14 protein-coding genes and 1 riboswitch are annotated in these 25,443 nt (G+C 57.8%); of the genes, 1 reads left to right on the top strand and 13 read right to left on the bottom strand.

The genetic code is table 11. The annotated features are described in order from the left end of the window. Nucleotides 1–88: 88 nt before the first annotated feature. From C8R31_RS08140 to C8R31_RS08120, 5 genes are read right to left on the bottom strand one after another with little or no spacing between them, the layout of a single operon-like run. On the bottom strand, nt 89–877 hold the full coding sequence (locus tag C8R31_RS08140; RefSeq protein ID WP_258192633.1) for a DNA repair protein: 789 nt from the start codon (nt 875–877) through the stop codon (nt 89–91). Next, nucleotides 864–2,549: a putative porin gene (locus C8R31_RS08135; protein WP_107693589.1), complete on the bottom strand. Its 1,686-nt coding sequence runs from the start codon at nt 2,547–2,549 to the stop codon at nt 864–866. The genes C8R31_RS08140 and C8R31_RS08135 overlap by 14 nt, the downstream gene beginning before the upstream one ends. Nucleotides 2,550–2,570: 21 nt before the next feature. Beyond that, nucleotides 2,571–3,236 (bottom strand): TonB C-terminal domain-containing protein, encoded by a 666-nt coding sequence (locus tag C8R31_RS08130; RefSeq protein ID WP_107693588.1) that lies wholly within the window; start codon nt 3,234–3,236, stop codon nt 2,571–2,573. 4 nt (nt 3,237–3,240) lie between these two features. Beyond that, the gene (locus C8R31_RS08125) at nt 3,241–3,645 is read right to left on the bottom strand and encodes a biopolymer transporter ExbD (protein WP_107693587.1); all 405 of its coding nucleotides are present in this window, start codon (nt 3,643–3,645) and stop codon (nt 3,241–3,243) included. An 11-nt stretch (nt 3,646–3,656) separates the two neighbouring features. Beyond that, nucleotides 3,657–5,348, bottom strand: a complete 1,692-nt coding sequence (locus tag C8R31_RS08120; protein WP_258192632.1) for a DUF2341 domain-containing protein — start codon at nt 5,346–5,348, stop codon at nt 3,657–3,659. Between the two features lie 297 nt (nt 5,349–5,645). Between C8R31_RS08120 and C8R31_RS08115 the strand changes: the two genes are divergently transcribed. Then, nucleotides 5,646–6,974: a glycerophosphodiester phosphodiesterase family protein gene (locus C8R31_RS08115; RefSeq protein WP_107693586.1), complete on the top strand. Its 1,329-nt coding sequence runs from the start codon at nt 5,646–5,648 to the stop codon at nt 6,972–6,974. A gap of 554 nt (nt 6,975–7,528) precedes the next feature. Here the strand turns inward: C8R31_RS08115 and C8R31_RS08105 are convergent. The 8 genes from C8R31_RS08105 to C8R31_RS08070 all read right to left on the bottom strand — a co-directional run bounded on the left by C8R31_RS08105 (nt 7,529) and on the right by C8R31_RS08070 (nt 25,439). Continuing rightward, complete coding sequence (locus tag C8R31_RS08105; RefSeq protein WP_107693584.1) at nt 7,529–17,758, bottom strand: filamentous haemagglutinin family protein; 10,230 nt, start codon at nt 17,756–17,758, stop codon at nt 7,529–7,531. A gap of 132 nt (nt 17,759–17,890) precedes the next feature. Next, nucleotides 17,891–19,405 (bottom strand): ShlB/FhaC/HecB family hemolysin secretion/activation protein, encoded by a 1,515-nt coding sequence (locus tag C8R31_RS08100; protein WP_258192631.1) that lies wholly within the window; start codon nt 19,403–19,405, stop codon nt 17,891–17,893. A 183-nt stretch (nt 19,406–19,588) separates the two neighbouring features. Next, nucleotides 19,589–21,085 carry a hypothetical protein gene (locus C8R31_RS08095; protein ID WP_107693582.1) on the bottom strand — a complete coding sequence of 499 codons (1,497 nt, stop codon included), beginning with the start codon at nt 21,083–21,085 and terminating at the stop codon, nt 19,589–19,591. A gap of 88 nt (nt 21,086–21,173) precedes the next feature. Next, entirely contained in the window at nt 21,174–22,046 is an 873-nt protein-coding gene (locus C8R31_RS08090; protein WP_107693581.1) for a PEP-CTERM sorting domain-containing protein, read from the bottom strand. Nucleotides 22,047–22,151: 105 nt separating this feature from the next. Beyond that, nucleotides 22,152–22,232: riboswitch (cyclic di-GMP riboswitch) on the bottom strand. A gap of 480 nt (nt 22,233–22,712) precedes the next feature. Continuing rightward, nucleotides 22,713–23,492, bottom strand: coding sequence for an XrtB/PEP-CTERM-associated transcriptional regulator EpsA (epsA, locus tag C8R31_RS08085; protein ID WP_107693866.1), 780 nt, complete (start codon nt 23,490–23,492; stop codon nt 22,713–22,715). Between the two features lie 277 nt (nt 23,493–23,769). Further along, nucleotides 23,770–24,444, bottom strand: a complete 675-nt coding sequence (locus C8R31_RS08080; protein WP_181320511.1) for a type II secretion system protein — start codon at nt 24,442–24,444, stop codon at nt 23,770–23,772. 22 nt (nt 24,445–24,466) lie between these two features. After that, nucleotides 24,467–24,883 (bottom strand): type II secretion system protein, encoded by a 417-nt coding sequence (locus tag C8R31_RS08075; RefSeq protein ID WP_107693580.1) that lies wholly within the window; start codon nt 24,881–24,883, stop codon nt 24,467–24,469. 55 nt (nt 24,884–24,938) lie between these two features. Beyond that, nucleotides 24,939–25,439 carry a type II secretion system protein gene (locus tag C8R31_RS08070; RefSeq protein WP_107693579.1) on the bottom strand — a complete coding sequence of 167 codons (501 nt, stop codon included), beginning with the start codon at nt 25,437–25,439 and terminating at the stop codon, nt 24,939–24,941. Nucleotides 25,440–25,443: the final 4 nt, after the last annotated feature.

Below are 25,443 nucleotides of genomic sequence, written 5' to 3'. Positions count from 1 at the left end.
CAAAGGGCCGTTCCACAAGGATATGACCTGAATCGGGCTGCTTTGTGGTCGTTTTTCCATTGCCGACGATGAACGCTGCGGGGTCATATTAACGAGTGACGGGCTCCAGGCGCTGGCCCTCAAGCTTCTCGCGGTAATTTTCAAGAAGGTTTTCCATTTCCACACCCTTCATTCGGGTAAACGGCTCAGCCTCGAGAATCGCATTGAAAGCGCCCTTGTTACCGTACCACTCGACCAATTGGCGGCCTATACGATAGAGCTCGCTATTATTGGCCTCGCAAAGCTTTCTTTGCTCATTCTCCTTCGCCAGGACACTGCCGGTATTCTTCAGATCCTGTTCCAATTGGTCACGCTGGGCGGATACGGCCTGATTTTGTTTGGCCGCCTCATCCAGACGCGCACGCAATTCGATCTTTTCCATATTGGCAGCTTCAATATCCTTCTCAAGCTCGCGGGCTTTCGCCACCGCGCTCGCCGTGGATCGCTTGTGCGTTTCGACTTCGTTGTAGGTCTTTTTCAACGCTTCCTCCAGCGCTGTTGTTTCCTGCTCCGCCGCCGACTTCTGCTGCTGAACCTCAGTCAATTGTTGCTGCATGCGCCGCAGGGCCTGCCGCTCTCTTTTTTGATCCTTGGTGGCGGCGGCCATAGTAGGACCAGGCTGCCAGCAGGTTATCAGAAAAACAACCGCCACCCCCAGGCAGAAGAGTCCCGACGTCTTTTGTCTTTTTCGTTGCTCGTCCAGGAATTCTGCATGCAACACCCTGAACAAACCACAAATGCTCAACAGTTGCCGTCCGTATGCACCTGCCAATTCACACCGCTGCGTCAGGTAATCGGCAATCCGGGTCAAACGCACCATTACGTTAGAATCTGGCATTCAAGTCGAAGTTGACCGTGTCGATGCCGAGGGGCAGGCCGCTAATGTTATCGTAGGACATATAACGAACCCCCAGCCAGGTATTGTGCGCAACTCCATACAGAGCCTGGAGGGTATATCCCTTGTGATTGGTGCCCCCAAGCAGATAATTTGAATCGGTGAAGGCATCGAGCATTGAATCGCGCTCAGATCGGCGGTAAAACCCCATTACCTGCCATTGGTTGCGTTCAGATATGACAGGATAGCCGACGGTCAGACGCGCCTGATAGGCGTTGACTTCCGGCTTGATATTCTGTCCTGTGCGAGCGAGGATTTTACCTTCGTCGTAACCGACGTTGCGCGCGAAGTCGAGGGCACCGATAATGTGAATCGGTCTGAATCTGGCATAGTCCGCCACCACGGTTAAATTGGCGATTTTATAGTCTGCCGCCAGCGCCCAGAGGTTGGTGGTGGGATTGCCGTCGTTATCAATATTGAAAAGACTGTTGCCTTTTTGCCGGAACAGGGGAGCGCTCTGGTCGTATAGTGTGTCGCCGAAATTGGGGTTGCGGATGCCGCTGATGTTGCGGTAGTCATAATACGCAGCGCCGACCCTGACTGTAGTATCTGTATCGGTGGGTGCCCACTCGAACCCCGCCTGCGCTCCATAAAACCATTTATCCTTGGCTTTGACAGTCTCGCTCTGGTTGACTTGCTGCAAAGGGAATATGCCAGCGTTGAAGAACGGCTTGATAACACGATCTTCCTTCATCCAGGGATTGAGATTGACTGCCAGGCCTTCAAAGTTCAAGTCAACGTCCCATATCAGGTCTGTATGCACCACTCCGGCGGTGGGAATCGTATGCGGCCCTTTCGGAAGGGGGCCAGTATATATATTCCCCACCGTCCCTACGAAGAAGGGATTGGGGAAACGTCCGGCGGATACCGTCAGCGCGTTCCACGGAGCGAGCTTGAGAAAAACCTGATCTAGGACAAAGCTGAATTTACTGTTGTATGTGCCGAATGTCTGCAACGTGGATACCGGGGAACCTATTCCCACCAGATCACCAGTGACGCCGGCACCATTCACATTCCCGGTAGTAAGGCGCAACCCAAGGTCCACTCCTTTGGTAACATTCGCGTTGATTCCCAGGCGCATGCGGACCCGTTCTCGGTTGCCGTCTTCGGTCGTGTTGTCGATTTGCTGCCCTATTGCTTGGAAATTGGCGGCAGGGGCGTTACCGTCGGCATAGAAATCGAGTTGCTCACGCAACCGTATGTCACCTTCCATCTTGAAGCGACTGAGCCACTCGGGAACCGTGTTTACGTCCCCCCAGCGCTCCTGCTTGGCCTGGCTTACCACTTCCGAGCGTAACTGGTCGCGGATTTCGCGCTTGACATGCTCGGGCACGTAGGTCACCCGTACTTCGCCCTTCTTCGGTTCCCCAGTTTCAGGGGGCCCGTTTTTCTCCTGCGCCTGCTGCTGGGAAGCCTTCGCCTTTGCTTCCGCTTTACGGATCATTTCATCGGCGACTTCCTGCTTGATCACTCCTTGCTCAACCAGAAGCTGAATCAGATTCAAGGTAGTTTCATACAGGACCTCAACCTTTTCCCGCTCGCTGGTTCCTGCCTGTGCCGCCCCCGCAAATGCCATCGCCAGCGCCGCGCTCGCGAGCATCAAACTAATATTCATTTCGTTACATTTCTCCAGCCATCAGGCGCGCGAGGTCACCCGTATTTTTATTGGTTGCGGCATGTCGGCCGGCGGAGCCTCGCGTAGGGCCCGTAAATTTTGCAGCACATCTTTCAACAACTCGTCGACCTTGGCATCACCCGTTGTGTCAGCCAGGATCACTTGCGATATCTGTCCCCGGACATCGATCCATACCTTCACTACCACCTTGTAGGCCTTGTCCTTTAGCGCTTGTTCGCGCGAGAGCGCATCCTGAAAGGCCGAGTTCAACGCGTCGTTTACTATTCCGTCATACCAGGCCCAGGGATTTCCTCCTCGGCCGCCCCCAATCAGGTCGGATCCACCTTTTTTTCCCACCAGACCAAATGCGTCACCACTTCCAGCTCCTTCCGCATCGACACCCAAGTCCGGCCCGGGCGGCGGCTCATCGGCCTGATCCATAGGCTCAGGGTCAGGTTCAGATATCTTTATTTCTTCCTTAACTATCGGTTCCGGCGGTTTCTGCTCGGGTGGCGGTGGAGGAGGGGGCGGCTTAATCAAGGTGATCTGCTGGAGCGACTGATTTTTTTTTGGGGGCTCGTCACTGCCGAGAAAATCTTTCAGCCACAATCCCAGCGTGACCGCCCCAGCCAGGCAGAGTAAGACGCCCCCCCAGCGCATCCAGGCTGGTCGCTCCTGTTCTTCCATCGCATTACTTCACTAGGCGCTGGGTCACTAGGCCCAACTGGGTAATATCCAGTTGGCCCAGTAATTCGAGAACCTCCATCACCTTGCCGTATTGCACCACTGTATCTCCCTTGACCACGACGGGAAGTTCCGGATTAGCGGCTTTCAGCTGACCTAAACGCGTCCGCAATTCGTCCAGCGTCACCGGATAGGCGTCGAGGAAAATCTGACCGCTTTCGTTGATCGTAACCGCCTTGGTCTGAGGTTTGGCCAGACTGGGCGAATTGCTGGCCTTGGGCAGGTTGACTTTTATTCCCTGCACCGATGCTGTCGTCATTATTATGAAGATCACCAGCAGCACATAGGCGAGATCCAGCATGGGCACCACGTTGATCTCGTCGTATAGCTCGTTATCTTCCTGTACTTTCATGCCATTCCCGGTCAGCGGCTATAGTTTTCGGCAAGCTTGGTGATGAATTCATCTACAAAAATATGCATCCTGGAGACGATGGCCTTGATGCGCGATGCAAGGTAGTTGTACCCAAACAACGAGGGGATCGCGACCGACATTCCCGCCACGGTAGCCGCGAGTGCTGCGGCAATACCCGGTGCGATGGCGTTAACATTGACATCACCCGCCGCCGCAATCGCTGCGAAGGTGATCATTACACCCATGACCGTGCCGAGGAGCCCGATGAAAGGTCCGCCGGAAATGGCAATGGTGAGCAGCACCATGAACTTGTTCATGCGCTGGATTTCTTCCACCAAACCCGCGTCCAGGCTGGCACGAATGGCGTCGAGCGACTGCGGAGATAAAGACTTGTTGATTTGCGTCGCATCGGTGTTGTCAAACCGATGCGCCAGTTCGACCGCCCCAATGTGATAAATGCGATATAGGGAAGAATGCTTGAAGTCCTTATCCAATCCCCCGCTCTTGTCGATCATTGCGAGGTCTGTGGACAGTTCGCGAAACCTGTGCATGAAGCGGTTATTGGATTTATCAACTCGGTTGATGTAGATCGCCTTGCTGTACATGACCCAGATCGCAATCAATAGCATGATCGCGAGGAACCCTATGGCAACCCACCCGTCAACGGTTAGCGACTTCAGGATGATGCCCAGGTGCGATGCCTCCGGACCCCCTTCAGCGGTCTCCTCTTCACCCACTGCGACCAGCTTGGCATCCGGCGCCAGGGCGGCCTGTACGGCCATCCATTCCATGGCGCGCGCCACACCAGAGACCTGCACCTCGTCCATTTCGCCCTTGAACCCCGCACCCAGCGTCATGGTCCCGGTCGGGAAGGCGGCGCCAGTAGCGTCGCCCACGGCTTTACCATCGAGATATATGCGAAGCCCGTCAGAAAGCGTCAATCCAAGGTGGTGCCATTTTCCTGCGCTAAGCGCCGTGTTCGAGACGACGTTCGCTCTGCCGGATTTCGCCCGGACCGCACCGGCCTCCAGCGATACCGCGAGGCCATCTGACTGGAGCAAGACGCCATCCAGGGAGGAAGGCTTCACCCATATCGAAAAGCTGTAGCCATTGCGTGCGCTTACTGCGGGCAGCAATACGCTTCGGGCGCCGTCAAACCCCACCCCCCCATTAGAGAAAGATGCCGCTATACGCGTTGCGGAAGATTGCGCGTGCAGACCATGAGGTCCGCTGTCCTGAGGATTTCCCTCCGGCTCTGCAAAATGGTAGATGGCGCTGCTAGCATCGTAGGTCCCTTTCGGATCGGAGGCAGATACCGCATTCTCGTTGCCGAAATAAAGGAGTATTTCTGTTTTGGATGAGAGTTTGGGGACTTTTACCCAGACTAGCGCCAACTGATTTGCGCCATCCCATTTTTCAACATTAAATTTCAGTTCTGTCGCATCATCTTCCGCGATCAGACGCAAATCGCCGCCATCGTCGTTGGTTGAAAGAAAATCGAAATTTCCGGTATGCAGCCGGAGCAGTATCGGTGCATCCACGACCTCGGCAACCGGGCTGCTCAAGGTAACTTTCTTTCGGCTGGTCCATTCGTTATTCCACCAAGCATGGCTCGACAGGGAAAACGTGCATAACAGTAAAGCCAATAGAGAAGCAAAGACGCGCATGGAGGTTATCTGAATGAATTTGGTGCGATTATCCATGGATCAGATTACAGCCATTAGCAGTAACCATGAGCCGAACAGATCACTATTCTCGCCGCAAACAAAAGTGGAGCGACATGACTGATGATTACGCCGCAGCCTCGCGGCGGACACCATGATTTGACAGTGCGAGGATGTAACCATGGAGCAGATCCGGGCGTTCTGACCCCAACACTGCCGCTGGTTGCGCTAATCTGTTCGGATCAGTAGCGCCTCATTGAAATGAAAAAGAAGGAGAGTAGCGTTGGGGCATGGCCCGCTCTGTATGTAACTAAATTCCAAAGGGGAGATGTTCCAATGCTTAAAAATCGATCAGCATTAACGCGACTGTCAATTTTGGTGCTACTGACGGGCCTGTCGATGGCGACGACCATGTCGTCCGCAAGCAGAAATGGTGACGATGAGGAAACCGACCATTATGACGTCGGAGATAATCGGGGAAACGGCATGAATATCCAGCTTGGGCCCCGTCCTTACTTCCTCGTCAATGACATGCGGAGCGGCGCCCTTAAAAGCAAGCTGAAGCATTGCGGGAACGGCCCATTTTACAAAACTGATTTTTCCATCGCTCACCGAGGGGCCGCGTTGCAGTTTCCCGAGCATACGAAAGAATCCTACGTGGCCGCAGCGCGCATGGGTGCCGGCATCGTAGAGTGCGATGTGACCTTCACCAAAGACAAGGAACTGGTTTGCCGCCATTCCCAATGCGACCTGCATACCACCACGAATATCCTCGAAACGCCGCTGGCTGAAAAGTGCACCCAGCCTTTCAGGCCCGCCCAGCTTGATGCAGCGGGAAATCTTGTTCAGGCAGCCTCGGCACAATGCTGCGCCAGCGACCTTACTCTGGACGAATTCAAGACGCTAAGAGGCAAGATGGATAGCTTCGACCCCGCCGCAACCAGCGCCGCGGCCTACCTGGGCGGTAACCCCAGTTGGCGCACCGACCTCTACGCAGGAGCCACCAGCGGTACCCTGCTTACGCACAAAGAGAGTATTCGATTGTTCAAGAAACTCGGCGTGAAAATGACACCCGAACTCAAGAGTGCCAGCGTGGCCATGCCTTACGACAGCGATGGCGACGGCACCGGGGATTACACGCAGCAAAACTACACGCAGCAAATGATTGATGAATACAAGGCCGAAGACGTCAGGCCCCGAAATGTTTTTCCCCAGTCGTTCGACATTGGCGATATACGCTACTGGATCGCCAAAGAACCGGAGTTTGGTAAACAGGCGGTTTATCTGGACGACGCCAGCGTGGTTGCAGAGCTACCCACGGCTGCCCAACTCGCTGCTTACAAGGCAGAGGGCATCAATATCGTCGCTCCCCCCATATTTGCACTGCTGGATGTCAATGACAGCGGCAACGTCGTCCCCTCCAGGTACGCCCGCGATGCCAAGAATGCAGGACTCGACATCATTATCTGGACCCTGGAGCGTTCCGGCATTCTGGCCGACGGCAACAACGACTTCTATTACCAGACCTTCGATTCCGCCATCAGGCGTGAGGGCGATAAGATGAAGGTCCTGGATGTCCTTGCCCGCAACGTCGGTATCCGCGGCATATTCAGCGATTGGCCAGCGACCGTGAGCTACTATGCTAATTGCATGAACATTAGATAATCCAGCCCCAAGGGGCGTCTCAGCTGTCGGCCGCGATTTCCTTGCCCGGGCAACCACTTTGCCGCAACCGACATCAGCGACGCGCTCAATTTTACCTTCGCCAATGGTATGACCGCCGCCGGAGCCTTCCTCAACAGTTTCGATGGCGGCCCCATACTCATCAGAGTTTTGGGTAAGGACCAGCAAGTGCTCGAATCATATACCGTTGAGGTCGACCACTCGACGATAGCCTTAATTCGGGGATCTTCTTTGGCATCACCCGATCTACGGCCGACTTCGTTCGCTTTCGCTCGGCGGCCAAGGATTGGTGCTGATGACGTGACATTCATATCACCTGTCCCGGAACGCGAGGTGTACGCCATGCTGGTGTCAGGACTCAGCCTGATGGGCTGCGTGGCCCGCCGCCGTAATAAAAAACGATGCTTGAGCGTAGCACCGGATGCGTAAACGCGATGACAATCCGGCCCTAATGACGAAAAGAACCGATCACCTGTAGTGATTTTCCCAAACCGCCACTACCCCGTTAGCAGGTCCGTATTTCCAGACCCATCTTCCTACTCGCCGTGCCCGATTACCTCGGTAGAAATAAAGGTGGGTTTAAGTTTTTTCATTGAATCGGACGTGCGCGCGGCATCTGACAAATTCTGCGATAAAGCGGCTGTTGCCTTGGATACGTCATCTCCCTGAGATGTGGAACCGGAAGTGGTGGCGGTGACCGCGCTGGCATCCGCCACCGGGGTGCCGGTGGATGTGCCGGCAACGGCGATATTATCCGCGCCCAGCACGACCTGGGCGGCAATATTGAGATTGCCGGCCCGAATACCAGCATCCCCCGCGTTCACCGTGCCGGTGGGCGCAACCAGGTCGATGTCGCCAGCGGGCTTCCCGCCGCTGGAAAGGGCACCTATCCCGCTGCCCGAAGCCGCGCCTTGCAATTCCTGCGTCACGTTACCTTGGGCATCGACTTTGATGATCGGCGGAGGCACCGCGGTTGCACTCTTCTTGCCTTTACCCGCATCAATATCGCCTTCGCTCGACCACAGCAGGACGTCTCCACCGCCCACCGTGAGAATGCGCGACTGATTGACGGTGATATTGTTACGAGCAAAACCGCGCACGTCACCTTCGGCGACGGTCAGCATTCCAAGGACATCGTTGCCCACGTCTACCAGTATTGCGGGGGTATTGGTGAGACCGACAATCAAGTCCCCGCCCGGCACCATGAACTCGATATTCCCGCCGCGCTCGGTCTTTATACGGCTGGCAAACAGATTGACTTCTCCCTGGTAATTTTTAAAGGTGCCATCCTCATTCTTCTCGCGCAATCCCGGGAACACCAGCTCCAACGCCGCATAGCCGCGTTCATAGTCGGCGGCAAACGGGCTGTCCGGATTGTTGGAATCGCGTCCGGTGACCAGCAAGGCGGAATATATCATCGCCCGCACCATGCCCTGCTGCACGTCCGCATTCAGCGCCTGTACCGCTTTCACCGCCTGCAAGGCATCAGGACCTTCCAAGTTATCGTTCTTCACCAGCCAACGCGCCTGCCACAACAGGACATCAGTCGGGTTCCCCCCCGCCTTTTCCAATTCCGCAGCCAGCCGGTTGACAGCCCCGGTGTAATCGATCCCTTGCGCCCCCACCCCGGCCGCCACATGAATATCGGCGCCCCCGGCGGGCAATTCCGCATTATCGAGGTCACCGCGGCTGACGATTCCAGCGGAGGTGCCCAGGTCCACATTACGCCCCGCGGTCACCTCCAACCGCCCCAAACCGCCAACCCAGATTTTCGCGGTATCTATTCGGCTATTTCCGGAGGTAAAGGCAACATCCCGGCCTGCTTCCACCCGGCTGATATCCCCCTTGCTGACGTGCTGCGCCACAATCCCGAGATCGCGAACATCCTGTCCCGCACGTACCCGAACGGCCTTCGATAAATCCAGGTTTGGGAGGCCCTCAATGTTGCCCCGAATATCCCCAGCTACAGCATAAACTCGCGCCGGCTGAGTATCTCCGGTATGCACGGGAACGGCGGCATGAACAAGCACCACGTCCGCAGCCCTCACTGAGGTGGTCGGAAATTGGGTATACGTCGATCCTGGCCGGATCCCACTCGGGATCAGCGCTGGATCGCGGTCGCTCATGGATATAACCGCGGGGATATTGACGGAGTTCGTCGCCAATAGCGTCAACTGCGCGCGTGGCGAGGGGCTCAGCACGATGTCGGTAGGACCATCATTCATGACAATATCATTCTGAAAAGCCGTTGCCGATAGATTCGGCGGCAAAAGGGAAAACAGGTCTGGTTGGTACCGTTGGCCCGAAATAGTGAAGTTGAGCCCGGGGCCATTGATGCCCTGGGTCTTTCGATAAGCTTCGGGTATATTTGCACTTCCCCCCCCGCCATTGTGCATCGTCACCTTGCCACTCAGGCTCTGCATATCTACACCACTGTCCTTACTGTAGGTCGAAAAAAGGCTCCAGCTTGGGCTGGTGGCATTGTTGACGTTAAACGCGGCGCCGGTGCCGGAAGACTGGACAACCAGATGGGGATTTAGCACGGTTTGAATATTGACATCCCCTTGCGCGCGCACTAACGCCCGCGCATCGCCCAGGGCCAGAATGGTGTAGAGTGGATTGCCGGCTACAGTCTGCCCGCTGCTCACCGAGCCACCTGCTGTTATAACGACATCGCCACGGTCGGCATAGTATTGGCCGCCCAGCAGGTCGCCCCCGGTTGTCACCCTCACGTCGCCGCCGCCGGTCGTCACCAGTTTTGTCGCATCCGGCGCAGCGGCGGTCATGCGTGCCTGCGTTGGGGCGCTGGCGGAAACGTTTTCCACGTTGCCGCGGGCCTGCAGCGTTACATTGCCCCCGCCCAGCGCGCCGACGCCTTGCTGGAACTGGTCGAAGCGTACCCACCAGGCGGGTTGGCGGGTGTACTCCCCGGTGGATGCGTTCACTGCCCCCTGGCGGAACAGCCAGTTGGAATAGAGTTGCGCCGAGGGCGCGCCGGTAATATTGCCCATCGCCACCAGGCTGACATCCCCTCCGCCCTGGCTGAACTGGCTATTGACGGGAACGACAAAACCGGCGGCGGTATCGGATATCCGTCCGGCGGTATAAATCGCGGACTTGTTATCGGCCAGTTTTATGTCGCCGCCTGCGGCGAGACGAATGTCGCCGGTGCCGGTGCGCACCAACTTGCCGGCTGCGAGGGTGATGTCGCCGCTGCCTGCCTTCACTGCCAGCGGATCGGCAGCATCGGCATCCGCGCCTGCAACCAGCCGGTAGCCCCATGAATCTCCTTCAAGCAGGGTGGCGGGCGTGGTGCCGCTACTGAAAGGCGTCGCCACGTTGAAGCCGTCCGAGAGGTTGTTATCAAGATTGAGGTTGCCTGCCGCCCTCAGGGTCAGCACGCCAGGTTCTTGTCCCGCGGGCCGGGTAGCGAGATTCCAGTCATTGCTGAGCGCAAGATCGCCGGCCGAGCGCACTTCAACCCCGCCGCGCACGTGGAAAACGGCATCACCAGCCTTGCCCAGACGCGACGCAATCGTGCCGGCGTTGGATGCAAAGCTGGTATTGTCGGTGTTCACCGTATCAAGGCTGAGGGTGCCACTCCCTGCGCCGGAAGCGGTCAGCGTCGTAATGTTGTCGTAAACCTTGACCGCTTCCACCGCTACCGACCCGGCGCCGCTGATGCTGCCGCCGATACCGCCGACTGCCACGTCAGTGCCCGCGCCGCTCCCGGTGCGCGGTGCGCGCAGCACTACTTTCCCCCCGTGTCCGTTGTTACCGCCCTGCACGTCGATCGCGCTGCCTTGCGCGAGGTTCAGGCTGCCCACGGCAGTGCCGATCTCCACTTCACCGCCACTCTCACCGCTACCGGTGGAAACGGCGTCGAGCTTCCCCCCAGCCAATACCGCCACATCGTTCTTCGCATGAAGATGGATGTTGCCCGCATCCTTGCCCGAGGCATCGACATGACCCGCGACATCCAGTTTTCCCCCGTCCGCCGCAATATGCACCTCCTTCGCCTTGACCGTGTCTGACGCAGCAACGCTGACATCGCCGGTGCGTACCCGCACCGTCCTCGCGCCATCGAATTCGCCCTGGTTGAGCATGGTGTTGAGAGCGGAGAAGTCCGGCAGCGTGGCCACATCCAGTTCGAAGCGCCCGCCGTTGCCTTTGGCGCCATTGCCGTCCTTCACGGTTGAGCCCTGCAAGCTCCCAGCCGGCAAGGTCACCGCACCTTTCGGTGCGCGTACGTTCACCTTTCCTGCATCCGCCCCCAAGGGGGCGGACACGTCGACCTTTGCGCCCTCGGTCACCACCACATTGCGGTTATCGCTGACCAGTTCGGCGCTGCCGCCTGGCGACCCGCGTTGCACGTCGAAGAAAGCCACCGACCGTCCGGCTACGTCCACGACTGCATTTGCGCCCAGTGTAAGATCAGCGGACGTCGCGGTAAGTCTGAGCTGTCCAGAGGGCAGAATCGCCTCGGTATCCAACATCACCTCCGTGCCCGACAGCGCCCATTTCGCTCCAAGCGCATTTACCGCCGCGAGCGCACGATCCGCCGCAGTATCGGCGAAGTTGAGGGTGCCGCCTGCGGTCAGGCTCTGGCTGGCACTTTGCTCGCCGCTGATACGCGCAATGCTCATGTTTGCTGCATTGGCTACAATATCAGTAGTTCCTGAGCCGCGTCCGATAAGCTCATTTGCCCGAACATCGACCTGGGAAAATCCTTCGATCGCTTTGGCGCCTTCGCCGAGCACCAGCTTATCTGCCTGTATCGCCAGCGTACCGGTGCCGAGCGTACCTCCGGCGGTGAATGCCACCGCAGCCGGATTGGAAAGCGTGATGGCAGCGGCACGCAAATTGGCGGTTTTACCGACATTGCTCAGTCCGGCCAGCCCGCCACCTAACAGGTTCAGGGCTTGCAGGGTCGGCTTGCCGGCAGAGTTTACCCCTCCGACATCCACATCGCCGTACAGGTCAAAAGTGGTATAGCTTGTCAGCGTCAGCGAGTTCAGGCGATCCAGCGCGTCCAGTTCGCCCTGGCTGAGAATCAGACCCTCGGAACCGGACGGCGCGTTCCCAAAATTGACGCGCGTCGCACCAACCGTCAAATTACCCGCGACGGGATTATTCCTATCGTTGGCAAAACTGGTTGTACCCGCAAAGGCATTCTGTTTCGTGGCGTCCAGCGTGACCGAGTTTACTGAGCGGATCGTGCTCCCGGCTTCACCGATCAGGGCACCCTCGCTACGACCCGGGCTCCCGGTACGGGAAAAGGCGGCATGGGTGGAGGCGGCCCGCACCAGCGCTCCATTTCCCTCCGTGCTGTAGCCGGCGCCGGTAGTATTTGCCTTGCCTTGCGCGTCGATGGCACTGCCAGACTTGAGCGTGAGCGTATCCTTTGCGGCCAGGATGATTTCCTCGCCCTTCAAGGCATGATCGGTGTCGTTAGCCAACGTTACTTCGTCCGTCCCTACATTGAGCGTCGTGCTTGCGCCGACCGTAGCCCCGGCACTACGCGTGCCGCCGATGAACAGGCTGGCCGCGCCGATGCTATTGAGCGTGGTGACCGCAATGCGGGTGGCAAGCGGATCGACGCCGAGAATTATGGAACCTGGCTGGCTGGTGATGGCGATTTTAGGCGCGCTGATGTCGACCGCAGCGCCCCGGCCCCCCACGCCCGCCGCGAGTTTGTAGATGGCATCCAGCTTGAGCCCCGCAGTCGTATCCAGGGATAGCAAGCCCGCGTCCTGCGGACGGCTGACCCCTGCGGCAAAGAACTCGGAGGCCCGGGTGAGAGTGATTTCTGAGCGTTGCAGAACCTGGTCGCGGGTCAGCACTTCAAAGCCGTGCCATAAAGCATCGCGCGGGCCGCCCGCGGATGCCCGGCTGTCGGTAACATAGCCGGGCACAACCTGGCTGCCATCCTGCTTGCTATAGGCTTGGCCCGGCAGCAGATTGGGCACATCCATATTCGGGCTGACAGCGTAAGCACCCGGCAGCAGCGCATAGTGCCCGGGCAGCAGCGTATACACGCCCGCCGGCAGGCCCGGTATCCCGGAAAGATACACTGCATCTCCCGAGGCACGGTCGAAACCCACATTCTCCTGCCTGTCGCCGGGGGCGAACCCGCCCCTATTGCCTGGGAGGATGGCATAGGTTCCGGCGTCGTTGAGAATGTCGCGCGACCCACCTGGTCCCACGCTGAACTCATAGGCCTGCAAATCTCCACCCCCGGCGAGGTCGAGCGCGGCGCCCGTCTGCATGTCGATATTCGCCGCATCCATGCGGATGGATTTTTCGTTAAACGCAAGCTGCGGAATCTCGAACGCATCCGGCCTGTAAACCCAGCTACGCCCGTTCACCAGCATGCCAAAGGGAACCATGCTGCTGGGTGCGGCCGCCACGGAAGTCATGCTGCCATCCTTGAAGGCGACGGAATTGGTAGCGTTGAAATTCAGTTGGCCGAACGGCGCCCACACATTGCCGCCCTGCACGATATCCGCCGCCGTCACGGAAAGACTGCCCAGGGCGGACAGAGGTTGAGCTGGCTGCAGGCTATTGCGGGTGAAAGAAACCGTCTGTCCCGGTGCCTGGATGCTGAACTGGCTATAGGTGGTGGGAGCAACAACCGCACCGCTGAAGGCCAAGTCTCCGGCGCTGGCGAGCATGCTGGTGGGACGCTGTACGCCGGTGCTGCTTATTCCTTGCAGCCTGACTTCCTCGGTCCCATTCAGTTCTGCGCGCGCCATGCCGCTCAAGGTCAGGTTGCCCGCCAGTTCCAGCAGTTGCGAATCCGTCTTGAGAACGCCGTCGCCGGCAACCGGTGTGTTGACCACTTCCACCCGGTTTATGTCGTAATTGCCCAGCCGAAGGGTTTGCGCCTTCAACGTCGCTGCACCCCCTGCCATTTCGATACGCGCGGCATCGAGCACCAGCTCATTCAAGGGCAGCGTCCGGTTCGCCCCCACATTCAAGCCGTTTTCCAGCCGGATCGCATCAATGCTTTTAAGCGCGACGCGATCGAAGCCTGCAGCCTCCAGCACTGCAGAGCCGACCCTGGCCTGCCCGTTCAACCCGCTTGGTATAGCCGCGCCTGGAGTCAGGTCACCCACCTGCGGTGCCACAATTGGCGCCAGGCTCAGCACGCGCTCCCCAACAGGATATCCAAGACTTGGGTCCGGGGCAGTGAAGTTATTGCCCAGCACCAGATCGAATACACCGCCGCGACTTGAGCCGCTGCCCGCATATGCCGCGAAAGCGCCGTCCAGCAGCCCACCTTCGCGCGCGCTGATGCGTAGCGACCCGGCGTCGCTGCCGATCCACTGCCCCAGTCCTCCCGCTTCATTCAGGATATCAAGACGAACCGGTGTGGCACCCGATAGCTCGATTTTCGAACCGGCCTCGGTCACGACATAACCATATTGAGCATGCAAGGCGACTTTACCCCCATTCAGCGCTTCGCCCTGGGTAAGGCGATTGCTGTCCAGAAAAGTCAGCGCCATGCCCGATACATCGAGGACCGCCTGCTTGCCCAGCCAGAGACCGTGAGCAGGATCAAATGCCTCTTGGGCTTCGAGGCCGTGATCAAGCGTTGCCGAAATGGTGCCGCCGGGCGCGCTGATGCGGCCCTGTATCTCCAGCAACTGCGCCGCCGCGAGCGTCACGTTTGCCCTTGGATCGGCCGCGATGCGCGCGCCAGCGCCGATCAGCAAGTGGCCCGCCCCATCGGCGGGATTTTTGGCGGTAAGACTCAAATTCAGCGGGTGGCGGATCAGGTCATCCAGCTTTACCTGGCGCGTGAAATCCTCCAGCCGACTGCCACTCGGCCGCAGGGTATAGTCCGGCTGCAATTCCAGGCTGAGGGTGGTAGGCGTAACCTTTGTGCCTGACGACACGGTCAGTTTATCCAGCCCCGCAAGATGGATGTTGGAAAATCCGCCGCGTTGGAAAAATTCCGCGTCCAGGTTGAGCGTGCCCGGCGTATTGTCCGGCACGCCGCCGATCTGGATCTTATTGCTGGACACGGTAAGCGTGCCCCCGCTGCCGCTATCGACCCCATAGCCGCGCAAATTGTCGGCAACGCCCGATACGGCGTTGCCGGAAATGCTGATTTCACCGCCATTGCCGGGGATGACTCTGCCTTCCCCGTCCACCCTGAGCCGGCCGCCACCGGTGACGTCCAGCAGCGTGTTCTGCCCCAAGGCGACGTTGTCTCCCGCGCTAAGCGCGACTTTGCCGCCATGCACCAGCGCGACCTCGCCGGAGCCCGGCGGCATGCCCGGCAATTCGTTCACCCAGGCCCCGCGTGCCGACAGCGTCACGCCATCCGCTACAGTCAAATTCACTGGCGCGGACGCGATATTGACATCGTTTCTTGCTGAGTTGAGTACAATCGAACCGCCCCTGGCCTCGATATCGCCGTCGACTGTCAGCCCCTGCGCGGCAATATGCACGCTGCCTCCCAGCGGAGCACGCAAAGCCTCGCGCACGGACGCAGCATAGTTGCTGAATATCTCCAGATTGGCGATCTTATCCTTGCCCAGCAGCGAAGGGTTAAGGGTTAAAGTACTGACGAGATCGGACGAAAGCGTATCGCCAAACTTGAACCCCGCCGGCAGGGCAACGCCGGCGCCACCCAGCTCGACCACTTGGTTGAGCTTGTGGTCGACTCCGGCGCTGAGAAGGGGGTTAGCCACAGGGTCGTTGCCAACTGTCAGCCGGGCGCCAGCAGGCATGATGCCTGCGTCGCGCTGTACCTCGCCCACGACAGTGCGGCCCTGGATATCAGCCTGCATCACGTTCGCGCGCAAACCAATGACTTCCAGCGCGCCTGCATTCCTGCCCTCGGTATAGCCGGGATCGTAATTGAAGCTCTGCCCGAGGTCGATCACCTCTTTCACATTCCAGCGTCCGTAATCCTGCACATAACGCGTAGCGATGCCGTCATAGCGCACATCGGCGCGCGCATCGGCGATGTCGGTCAAAATCCCACGCGACATAATCAGCGTGGTGGGGACGCTTGCCGGCGAATAGCGGAGGCTGCCGCCCGAGAGATCGATTGCGGCGCCGGCTTCGATGATGCTCTCTCCTTGCGAGCTCACGCGCACCGTACCACCCTGGGTGGAGCGTTCAGCCACGCCGCGCTCCAGACGCGCCTGGTGGGATTCGAGACTGTCCTTGGCAATCAGTGTGGGCTCGCCCGCGGTGGCATTGGCTAAAGCGCGGTTAATATCGACAAAAACCTTCTGGCTGCGCAGCGGCCCATCACGATTCACCGGCGAGTCTTTCAGCTCATCCCCGCGCAGTTCGATTTCCACGCCATTACGGGCTGCGGAAATTGCCACGTTTTCCAGTCCAGCGACATTGATGCCCGCACCGCTCGCTATATGAACCCGGGCAGCAGCCGAGACAGGCGCATTAAATACCTCCCTGACTGGATCATCGGTAAATAGCAAGCTGGGATTGTCGATCGCGATGAAATTCACTTCGCCGGCCGGCGCGTTGATCATCGCACCATTTTCCATCCGGACGTCCTGTCCCACCACCTTTACCTGCGACGGAAGCACGAGGCCGGTGCCTGTCAGCCCATCCGGCACGCCGGTCTTGTCGGATACGTCTGGCAATATTTCGGTCAGGCTGCCCGTGCCGAGGACCGCGTGGCCGCCGCGGGTCGAACTATCCTGTGCCGTGGCCGCATCCTGCGCCATCAGATATATCGAACCGTTAGCGACCACCGAAGTGGTCGCGCGCGCGATGCCTTGCTGGTTTACCGCGTACCCCACCATGGTGACATTGCCACGCGGCGTGCTCAGTTCGCCCAGATTGGTGACGTGGCCGAGCTTGTCGCGTGCAGCATCCTTGAGCGCGACGGTTTGACCATCGAGCTTGCCATCCTTGACACCCGTGTTGGCGGTTTCGAAGTCACTCAAGCCAACCGGACTATCCACCTCCACCAGCAGTCCGCGCACGTTCGCATCTGTGGGCTGCGCAGAAGCCGAACGCAAAAACACCTTGGTGCCCGCCGCCGCAACCACCTGGCCGTCTGCCGCCTCCACCCTGCCTTTATTGATGACGGTGGGCGCGATCAGCATGACGCGGCCCTGGCTGCCGGCGGTGATGCGCGCGCCCTCGAACACCTTGACGAAGCCTCCCGAGCCTTCGAATTGCGGGCTTGTCTTCTCGGGGGTAAGAAACGCATTCAGAATGAAGTTATCCTTGATATCCAGGCTGCTGGCGGTAAAGCTGTTGAGATTCACCTGGGACGAGCCCATGAATGCAATGCCATTCGTATTGACTAGAATGATATTCGCCTTCTGCCCCGTGGCCTGGCTGATGATGCCGGCGATAACGCTGGGATCGTTGTCCCAGACCCGATTAAGGGTAGTGAAGTTGGCGCCCTGCACCAGGTTCTGCTCGACAAGACTCTCCACTTGACTGAATTGCACCGAATGGCCCGGGCTGACGTTAAAGCTTTCCCAATTGAGAATGGCTTTGTCACCCACCTGGTTGACGATGGCCTGATGGTCATGGACGTGATAATTTGCCTGACCCGACGTGACAAAATCCGGTATCCCGCCACCGCAACTGCCGCCAGCGCACGGCACGGGCAACTCAGCCTGCGCAGTTGTCCCTATCAGCAAAATTGTCAACAGAAGCCCCTTACTACCGGCCGCCTTGCGACAGCCCCGTGCCGATTCTGCCGCCGGAACCAGCATGCCCAAGGTCGTGTTGAAAACTAATTTGTATAGTTTACGATTCATTTTTTCCACCTGCGCCCGGACGGGAAGCCTTGATATCCCGCCTCATCCCACCTTGCGTTATCACGTTATTCTGTTTAAACCCGGTTTCGATCGGGCGTTGGGGCGATGTATTCGAGCGCCAGCTCGATCTCATCACCACGCTTGCCGCACCAGGAAATGCACCCGTTTGTCTCCCGCCTTGGTCCTGTTAACGTCCTCCAGCGCAAGCGCCCAGCTAAAGTCAGCGGACGCTCCCTTCCATGCTTTGAGATGAAATCCCATGCCGGTACCCGCCAGGTCGAACCGGTCTATCTGGCCGGGCAAGGGCTGCTGCACGCGCACGACCCCGCCATCGATAAAAACCACCAAGCGAAACTCGTCGATTGGCCTGATCAGATAGGCGGCGTAGTTGGGGGTAAAGACTTCAAATTGTCCGGTTGCGCTGTCGTCGCCCAAGGCCGCAACTTCGAGGTAGCCGCGCACCGTATTTATCCCGCCGACGATGGACTGCTCGTTGTTGATAAGCGGCTGCGCTGCAATCTGCCAAGTCGCACGCCCCGTCCATCCCCACCCCCCGGGCATGGTGTGGGTATGGGAAAAATTACCACGCAGAAACATATAGTTTGAATGTGCCTTGAAACGCTTGTTGGCAAATTCGGCTTCACTTCCTACCACGTCGCGCAGGTGAAAATTCAGCGAGAGTCCAAGCTTGGTGGCACTTCGGCCGCCAACCCAGGTGCCATCCCATCCGACAGTGAATGGCATATACGTGATGGGCGTGTTGAAATTACCGCCCTCAATCAGATTGACTGTCTGCCCGAAGTCCTTGTAGTCGACACCCAGGGTGGCGGTATGGAAGAATCCATCGACGCCCGGCAGGGGAAGGATATAGCGCCCACCGACAATTACGCCGTTGCCCAGCACATTAAGCGCCCCCACTGACGCTACGTTGGAATCAGAATAGACGCTGTATAAGGCGAGGAAGCCGCCGGTCGGAACCGGCATTGTGTAATTGGCGGAAAATACCTTGCTTTCGTCCGGATTCTGCGGTGCAACAAGGCCGGTGAGGCCAAGGCTATGCTGCCGGTGCCAAAGGTTGTCCCAACTTACATTTGCACTGAGCCGGGTAAGTGTTGTATTCGGGATCTGGCGGCTGTTCAGTTCGATACTGCCGTGCAGAGGAAGCTGATCCTTCACTTTCAAATCGACTTCCACCGTACCCGGCGTCTTTCCCGCTCGGAGGACCGGCGTGACGCGGCGATCGGCGGAACGATTCAGGCTCGCCAGCTGTTTTTGCATTTCCGGAAAGTTTGGAACCTTCCCCTCGGCCAACTCGGGTATCGTGGCTTTAATATCAGCGGGACTGAAATAGCGCGAATCCACCACACGCAAGCGCTTCACTGGCGCTTCCGTGACCGCCAGCCGCACAACCGCATCTTCCACTTTTTGCTGGGGAATCGTCACCAGCACGGTCAGGTAGCCCGCGGCGTGGTACGCACGCTCCAGCGCGTCGCGCGCCCGCTCCACATCGTCGAGGGTTCTTGCTTCGCCAAGGTGCGGATAAACTGCTTCTTCGATCACCGCAACAGGCAATAACGTGGCGCCTTCGACGCGGTATTCGAATACATCAAACTGTGAATTTTGTGCATATGCGCTCGACATAGGCATGAGGCCGATCAAGCACAACATGCAGCTTGCACACAGCGCTTTTTTCGCCATTCGCACGATTTGAGAGCTCAACTGAAGCATTCTTATTTTTGTTCTTATAAGCGCAAAACGGGACAGCCCGGGATGGGCTGTCCCTTTCACAGGGTCGGGACAGCGTTGCACCGTCCTGATAACGTGAAAAGCCTACTGGAACGCAGGCTGGCAGGAATTGCCGAGACGTGCGCCCTTGCCGGTGGGACCACTGGAACCGGCCACCGGTGTGGCGAATATACCCTTCAGATCGCTTTCACCCAGCGTGGTGGTTACGGCCGAGATCAGGGCCGCCCCCGAGGCACTGGCGGGACTGACGGAGCCCCCGGCAGTGAACGCTGCGAGTTCAAACCAGAAGTCGTAGGAGCCATCCATCGCTTCCGCGCGCTGTTGGGCGTCGGTGTTGGGGGAGGCACGATTCAGCTTGACGAACGCCCACCGATCAGCGGTAGCGGTCGGGGCCGGCGTGTTTTCCATCGACATTACGCCCAAGCCAAACTGGTTTGCACCCGTCGCCGTGTTGAGCGCGGTTTTCACGCCGCCTGTGCTGGACTGCTCGGTGACAATCGCGGTGCCGGTGCTGTCAGTGGCGCGTGCCGGTTCCAGCGCACCCTGGGACGTCCCCGTGGCACAAGGCTTATCCAGGAAACGTATATTGGACGCCGACTGAGTGCCGGAGGTTGGGACGCGGCGCGCCAGGTTTACTATCGAACCGGCAGGCCCGCCGAACAGGCTACCGTCCACGCTGCCGATGGTGCCCTGGGAGGCGATAGAGGTATAGCGCTGGGCGGGCATGCTGGGCTGGCAGGCAGGGGTGAGATTGGGGGCGGTTGCGGAACCATCATCGCAAGTGGCAGCCAACAACCCGGCCGTAACATCATTCTTCTGCAATTGGTGGTACAGGGGGTAGCTTACCGCTACGCCGAAGGCCTGGCCGATGTTGGTCGCCACCTCTGAACCGATCTCGCCGAGTTCCGCCCGGATAGCCAGGTTCTGCTTGTTAATCAGATACTCGGTATCGGAAAAGCCGCCGTCGGGATAGCTTTGCCCGGGAAGGGCGGATGCATCACCCTTGACCGAAGCGGTGAAGGTCTTGGTAACGACGTCGGCGCAGTTGTTGTAGCGGCCGATGTTATAGGCTACACCGTTCAAGGTCACACTCGTCGAGCCAGCCGCACCCCCGGCGCACTTGCCCCCGGCACCGAGCAACGCCAGATTGTTGATACGCTTCAGATTACCCGGCAGGTAGCCGTTGGGATTGGGCTCGGCGGCCATGCTCAGATGCGGTGCGTAGGCGTTGAACGAACCGCCCTCAACCGTGTGGTATACCACGACTTTCTTTCCGGCCAGCGAACCGGCGGCTGAACTCATGGTACAGGCATACGCCACGCGGTCTCCACTGCTCTTGCCTGGTTCGGTACCGGCGGCTTCCAGATACATGTGCGCATCATTGGTGCCGCCGTTGCCGGCCAAGCCGTTGCAAAGCGACATCACGCTGCGGAACACTGCATTGGTGGGCGCAGATGCGCCGGACAGCCACACGTAAGTGGTTGGGCCGGCGGCGATCTGAGCGGGAGTCAGCGCGAAAGCAACCGGAGCCGTGCCCAGCGATGCGATGGCCAGGGCGATTTTACTCAGTTTCATTTTCATTTTATGTCCTTTTTTAACTGATTGAATACTGCAACAAATCCCTGCGCTTTCTTTTCTGAGATAGAGGAAAGCTTCAGCGGATTTACGATTAGACGCCCGTACGGCGGCGGACGATCATGCTGAGCATCCCCAGGCCGGCGAGCAGCATGGCCCAGGTCTCGGCTTCAGGCACGGGACTGGTGATGGTAAGAACACCTGCCTCGCTTAACGAAACTTTGGTGAATTCGCCAGCACCGATGGTGCCGTCGTGGTTCAGGTCAAAACCGAAGGGGGTCTTGGTGGCCTGGGCCAAGTTCGAAGTGGAAGAGGTGGTCAGAAACCAGAAATTCTGATCTGTACCCACAGCTTGTGTGGTGTCGACGGTCGTCTTCTGAAGCCAGGTATCGCCCTGCCCAAAGCCGTTAATCGCGCCGAAGAAGGTATCGGAAGGGTCCGTCGCGGTGGCAACGCTGGCGCCATTAGCGACGGTGCCATGGGTGCCACGGCTGTTGTTGGCATCGACATACTTGTCCATGCCGTTCATGGTTTTCACGTTGGCATTGCCCTGGCTCGGGAATGCGTCAACGTTGCCCGTGGTCAGGTAACGTGAACCGCCTTTAAGATTCCGATCGGTATCATCCAGCGCGATTACGTTGAATTCCATCTTACCAAGATTAGACGCACCAACAAAGCTGGTCAGCTGGCTCCAGGATGCGCCGTAATCGCCCGTCTTAAGATCCCAGCTTTTGGTATAGCCGGCCTGGCCGTTCGCTGCGATCATATCGTCCATCTTGAAGCCGAGATCGAACAGGCCAGATATGTCGTCACCGCCGGTGGTAGCGGAATCGCCACCGTAGTAGCGTACGTTGAGCAAGAGTTCGCCGTTGCCGCTCGGACCGCCGTCGATGGCCGCAAAGGCGGGGGTTCCCGCGGCCATGATTGCCGCGACTGCGAGTGCCTTGAGTTTTAATTCTATTTTCATTGCTGATGCTCCCTTAAATGAATTAATGAGTTGCCTGAGATCTGACCAGGCCAGTCGACCATGGGTCGATATGTCCAAGTCTCTTCGGTCAACATCTAACATCTTTGGAGCAACCCGGCTGCCTCCCCTTATGGGAGACCCGTAGCTTTCCGTCCCCGCTTCGCAACGGGTTTGGCTTTATCCCTGACCATCGCAAACACTTCTTACCGGCCGCCGCCAGTGTATGAAAACACCGTTAAGCGCTTGTGAAGGGCTGTCTTGCTTTTCGTGATACTTTCCGGCTATTTTTCTGTGCCTGTCGTCACGGCTCAGCAATGCGATCGCTGTTCCATTCCGCCTCCGAATGGTAATGATGGGATGTGACGGTATATCGTTAGCACGACTCGCTTTTCATGGAGCGTTCGGACTATACGGTAGAGCGCGAGGTTACAAAGGCCGGCGATGCTGCTGACGGCGATTTTCTAGACGACTATGCTTCAGGCGGGAAAGAACCGGGAGGTGGACTATGTGAGAGATAATGACTGGAGCGTGAGATGCGATGACGGATAACGGGAAATATGCTTTTCAAACGGTGGCGATGCGGAACCTCACTGCCGGGCCGGCCACTGGTTGCAGCGTAAGGCGGTTGGAAGGCTGCGACCGTGGGGAGGTCCTATGACGATGCCCCTAGAGCGTGATCTTCAATGCCATTGCTTTAGCCACGGCGTGCGCACGGTTATTGACATCCAGCTTGCGCAAGATTTTCTGGATATGGTTTTTTACGGTAAGAGGGCTGATATTGAGCGACTGCGCAATTTCCTGATTGTTCTTGCCGGACTGAACATGGCGCAAGATTTCGGTTTCGCGATCAGTAATGAGTTTCCTGTTTTTCCCCGTAACAGCCCCGTCCTTCCGATGCCGTTCATGGAACAGCATCCGCACTAATGCCGTGTGCATGTGAGGCATCAATAATTCGAGGAAATACGCATGGCGCTCGGTCAAGGGGACGGAAAACTGTGTGAAGGCGAAAAAACTGCTTGTACGGCCGCTGGTGTCATGCATTCCGTGCGCTGCAATGCGATCCAGAGCGTCACGCTTGAGGTCGTTGGCGAATTGGCGGTACGCAATGGCCTGAGGCTTACTCGGGCACAGCAGCAACGGCTGATTTTCGTCCGCGCTCCAGGCGGACATGAGGCGGAAAATGATTCCGCCCTCCGCACGGCAAAGGTCGGAAAATTTGGCCGCGCAAAATTCCGTGCGGCTAAACTTTTCGATACTGATGGATTCTTCAGACCCGTCGTCGAATATGCAAACGAGCATGACATGTGGCAGGAGACTCTGTACCTCCCCCTGTGCCCACAAAAAAAATTGATGTCGCTGCGTTATGCAAGTAGATGAATCTATAATCCGGAACAGATACTCGATTTCTCGTTCCGTCAGAGCAATAAACCTTTCAGTGTCTCTCATGCCCGGCTTTATGTTATGCGCGTCCCCGGTCACAATCTTGGGCACACGGTTTTTTTTTGAACTTCTATCAACCGTAGCATTCTCGGACGTTCGCATGACAGAAACATTAAGATCATGTGTCATCTACGTGAATATGGCGTAGGCGGAAAAGCTCATGGCACCGGCTTTGGCATTTGTTTTCCCGTGACTGGAACTCGGGCTGCAACCTTGTCCACACGCGTTCCCGTTGCCATCGCCTGTGCAATATGACAAGCGATAGTGCGACGGGGGCTACGTATCAGCCCGGGTTTACGCCTTCACGTGGTGGCTCCCGCCGACGGAACAAGGAATCATTCTCGCCCGATGGGTCTGGTGAAGCCGGAAACATGGACGAACCGGGTTGAGTTTGCTGCTGTTGATCAGCCTGTGGTTGAGCGGGTTGTTTTTGATCGAAAGGGGAGTTGGTCTGATTCTGAGGCTGGGCCTGCGGCTGGGAGGCTCCGCCTCCCGCCTCGCCCGGCAAATAAATAAACTTCCATTCGCGATAGCTGTCCGCTTCTGCGAAAGACTTGTAGCGCTCGTGAAAATTTGCCTTTTTAAGGGGTTTATGAGCCGAGAGACTGTGTACCCCGGTAATCCCGACGCCAGGCCGGCTGATCAATCCCCATTCGGCAACGCCAGTCATCGGGTCATGAAAAATCTTGCGCAAATGCCGGGTGGCGGTGGGGAAGCGATTGTCGAGAAGCAATTTTTCGAGGGAATCCGGATAGCGCTTGGCGCCGGGAGAATTCTCGTAGTACGATCCAATCGCGAGCCTGAACTGTTCTCCGACGAATAAAAGCTCTTTTTCCTTCTCACGCCGCGCTTCGGTTTTCCACACCTGCCCCGCGCCAGCCAGCGCAATGCCGGCGAACGCAACTACGAACATTATCCAGATGAAGGTATAACCTTTTTCATTGCACATGCTAGACATGCGACACCTTTCCATCTTTCAGCTACCAGGCGCCGTAATATGTTCCGTTCTTCGCCTGTCCTGGCGCGCCGCTTTGGACATCGTACAAGCCCCCCGACCCGTCCGCGGGAGGAACTGCGATCCATGTATCCGCGCTTTCAGTAAGAGGGTCAACCGGAACGGCGCGTAAATACCGCTTCTCCACCAACTCGGCGAGATCGGCCGGATATTTGCCGGTATCGCTGTAAAACTTGTCGATGGAGTCGCGCATGACATTCAGATCCTGGCGAAGCACTGTTTCCTTTGACCGGTCCAGCGAATTGAAATATTTAGGCGCAACAATGCTGAGCAGGGTCGCGATGATTGCCATCACGACCAGTAGTTCGACCAGGGTAAAGCCGCGATAGCCCTTGTCAGGGATTAATGCGCCGCTTTGATTTTCCCCCTGCCTGTTCTGCATGATTAAGTCCCCGGAGCCGTATGGCAGGCTTACTAAGAAGTTTTCCTAACGCTGCTCACCATTTGTCGTAAGCGATACCGTTTAAGCCGGTCTTTTGAGATCGCGAGTACACATCAAAAACGTCGTCGCCTTCCTGCGGATTATCCGGGGGACTTTCGTAAGCGCGTTTCCCCCACGTTTCCGCATCGGATAACGAAGGATCCTCTGACATTGGATCGCGCGGCAACCGGCGTAAAAAATAGATTTTGCGCTTTTCCGGGTCCTTGATGTCCGGCACGCCGGTGATCAGATCCTCCAGTTTGCGCGGGTATTCCGATTCATCTGCTTTCCTGGCGATCCGGCCGTCACTGACCGCGCGTTTGTACGCATCGATTGCTTCCCGGATCTGCCGCAGTCCCACCCGCAATTCCTGTTCTTTTTCCCGCTTCACATGCAGCTCATACAAGGGAACAGCCGAGGAGGCCAGCACTGCCATAATTGCGACCACAATGGTTAGTTCGATGAGACTAAAACCGCTCTCGGCTTTTAGCCTTGCGACGAACTCTCTTGTCGCCATGGAT

Source organism: Nitrosospira sp. Nsp2, from assembly GCF_003050965.1.
Classification (GTDB): domain Bacteria; phylum Pseudomonadota; class Gammaproteobacteria; order Burkholderiales; family Nitrosomonadaceae; genus Nitrosospira.
Note: the sequence above shows the minus strand (reverse complement) of the source record. Positions and strands in the feature narration are given on the sequence as shown.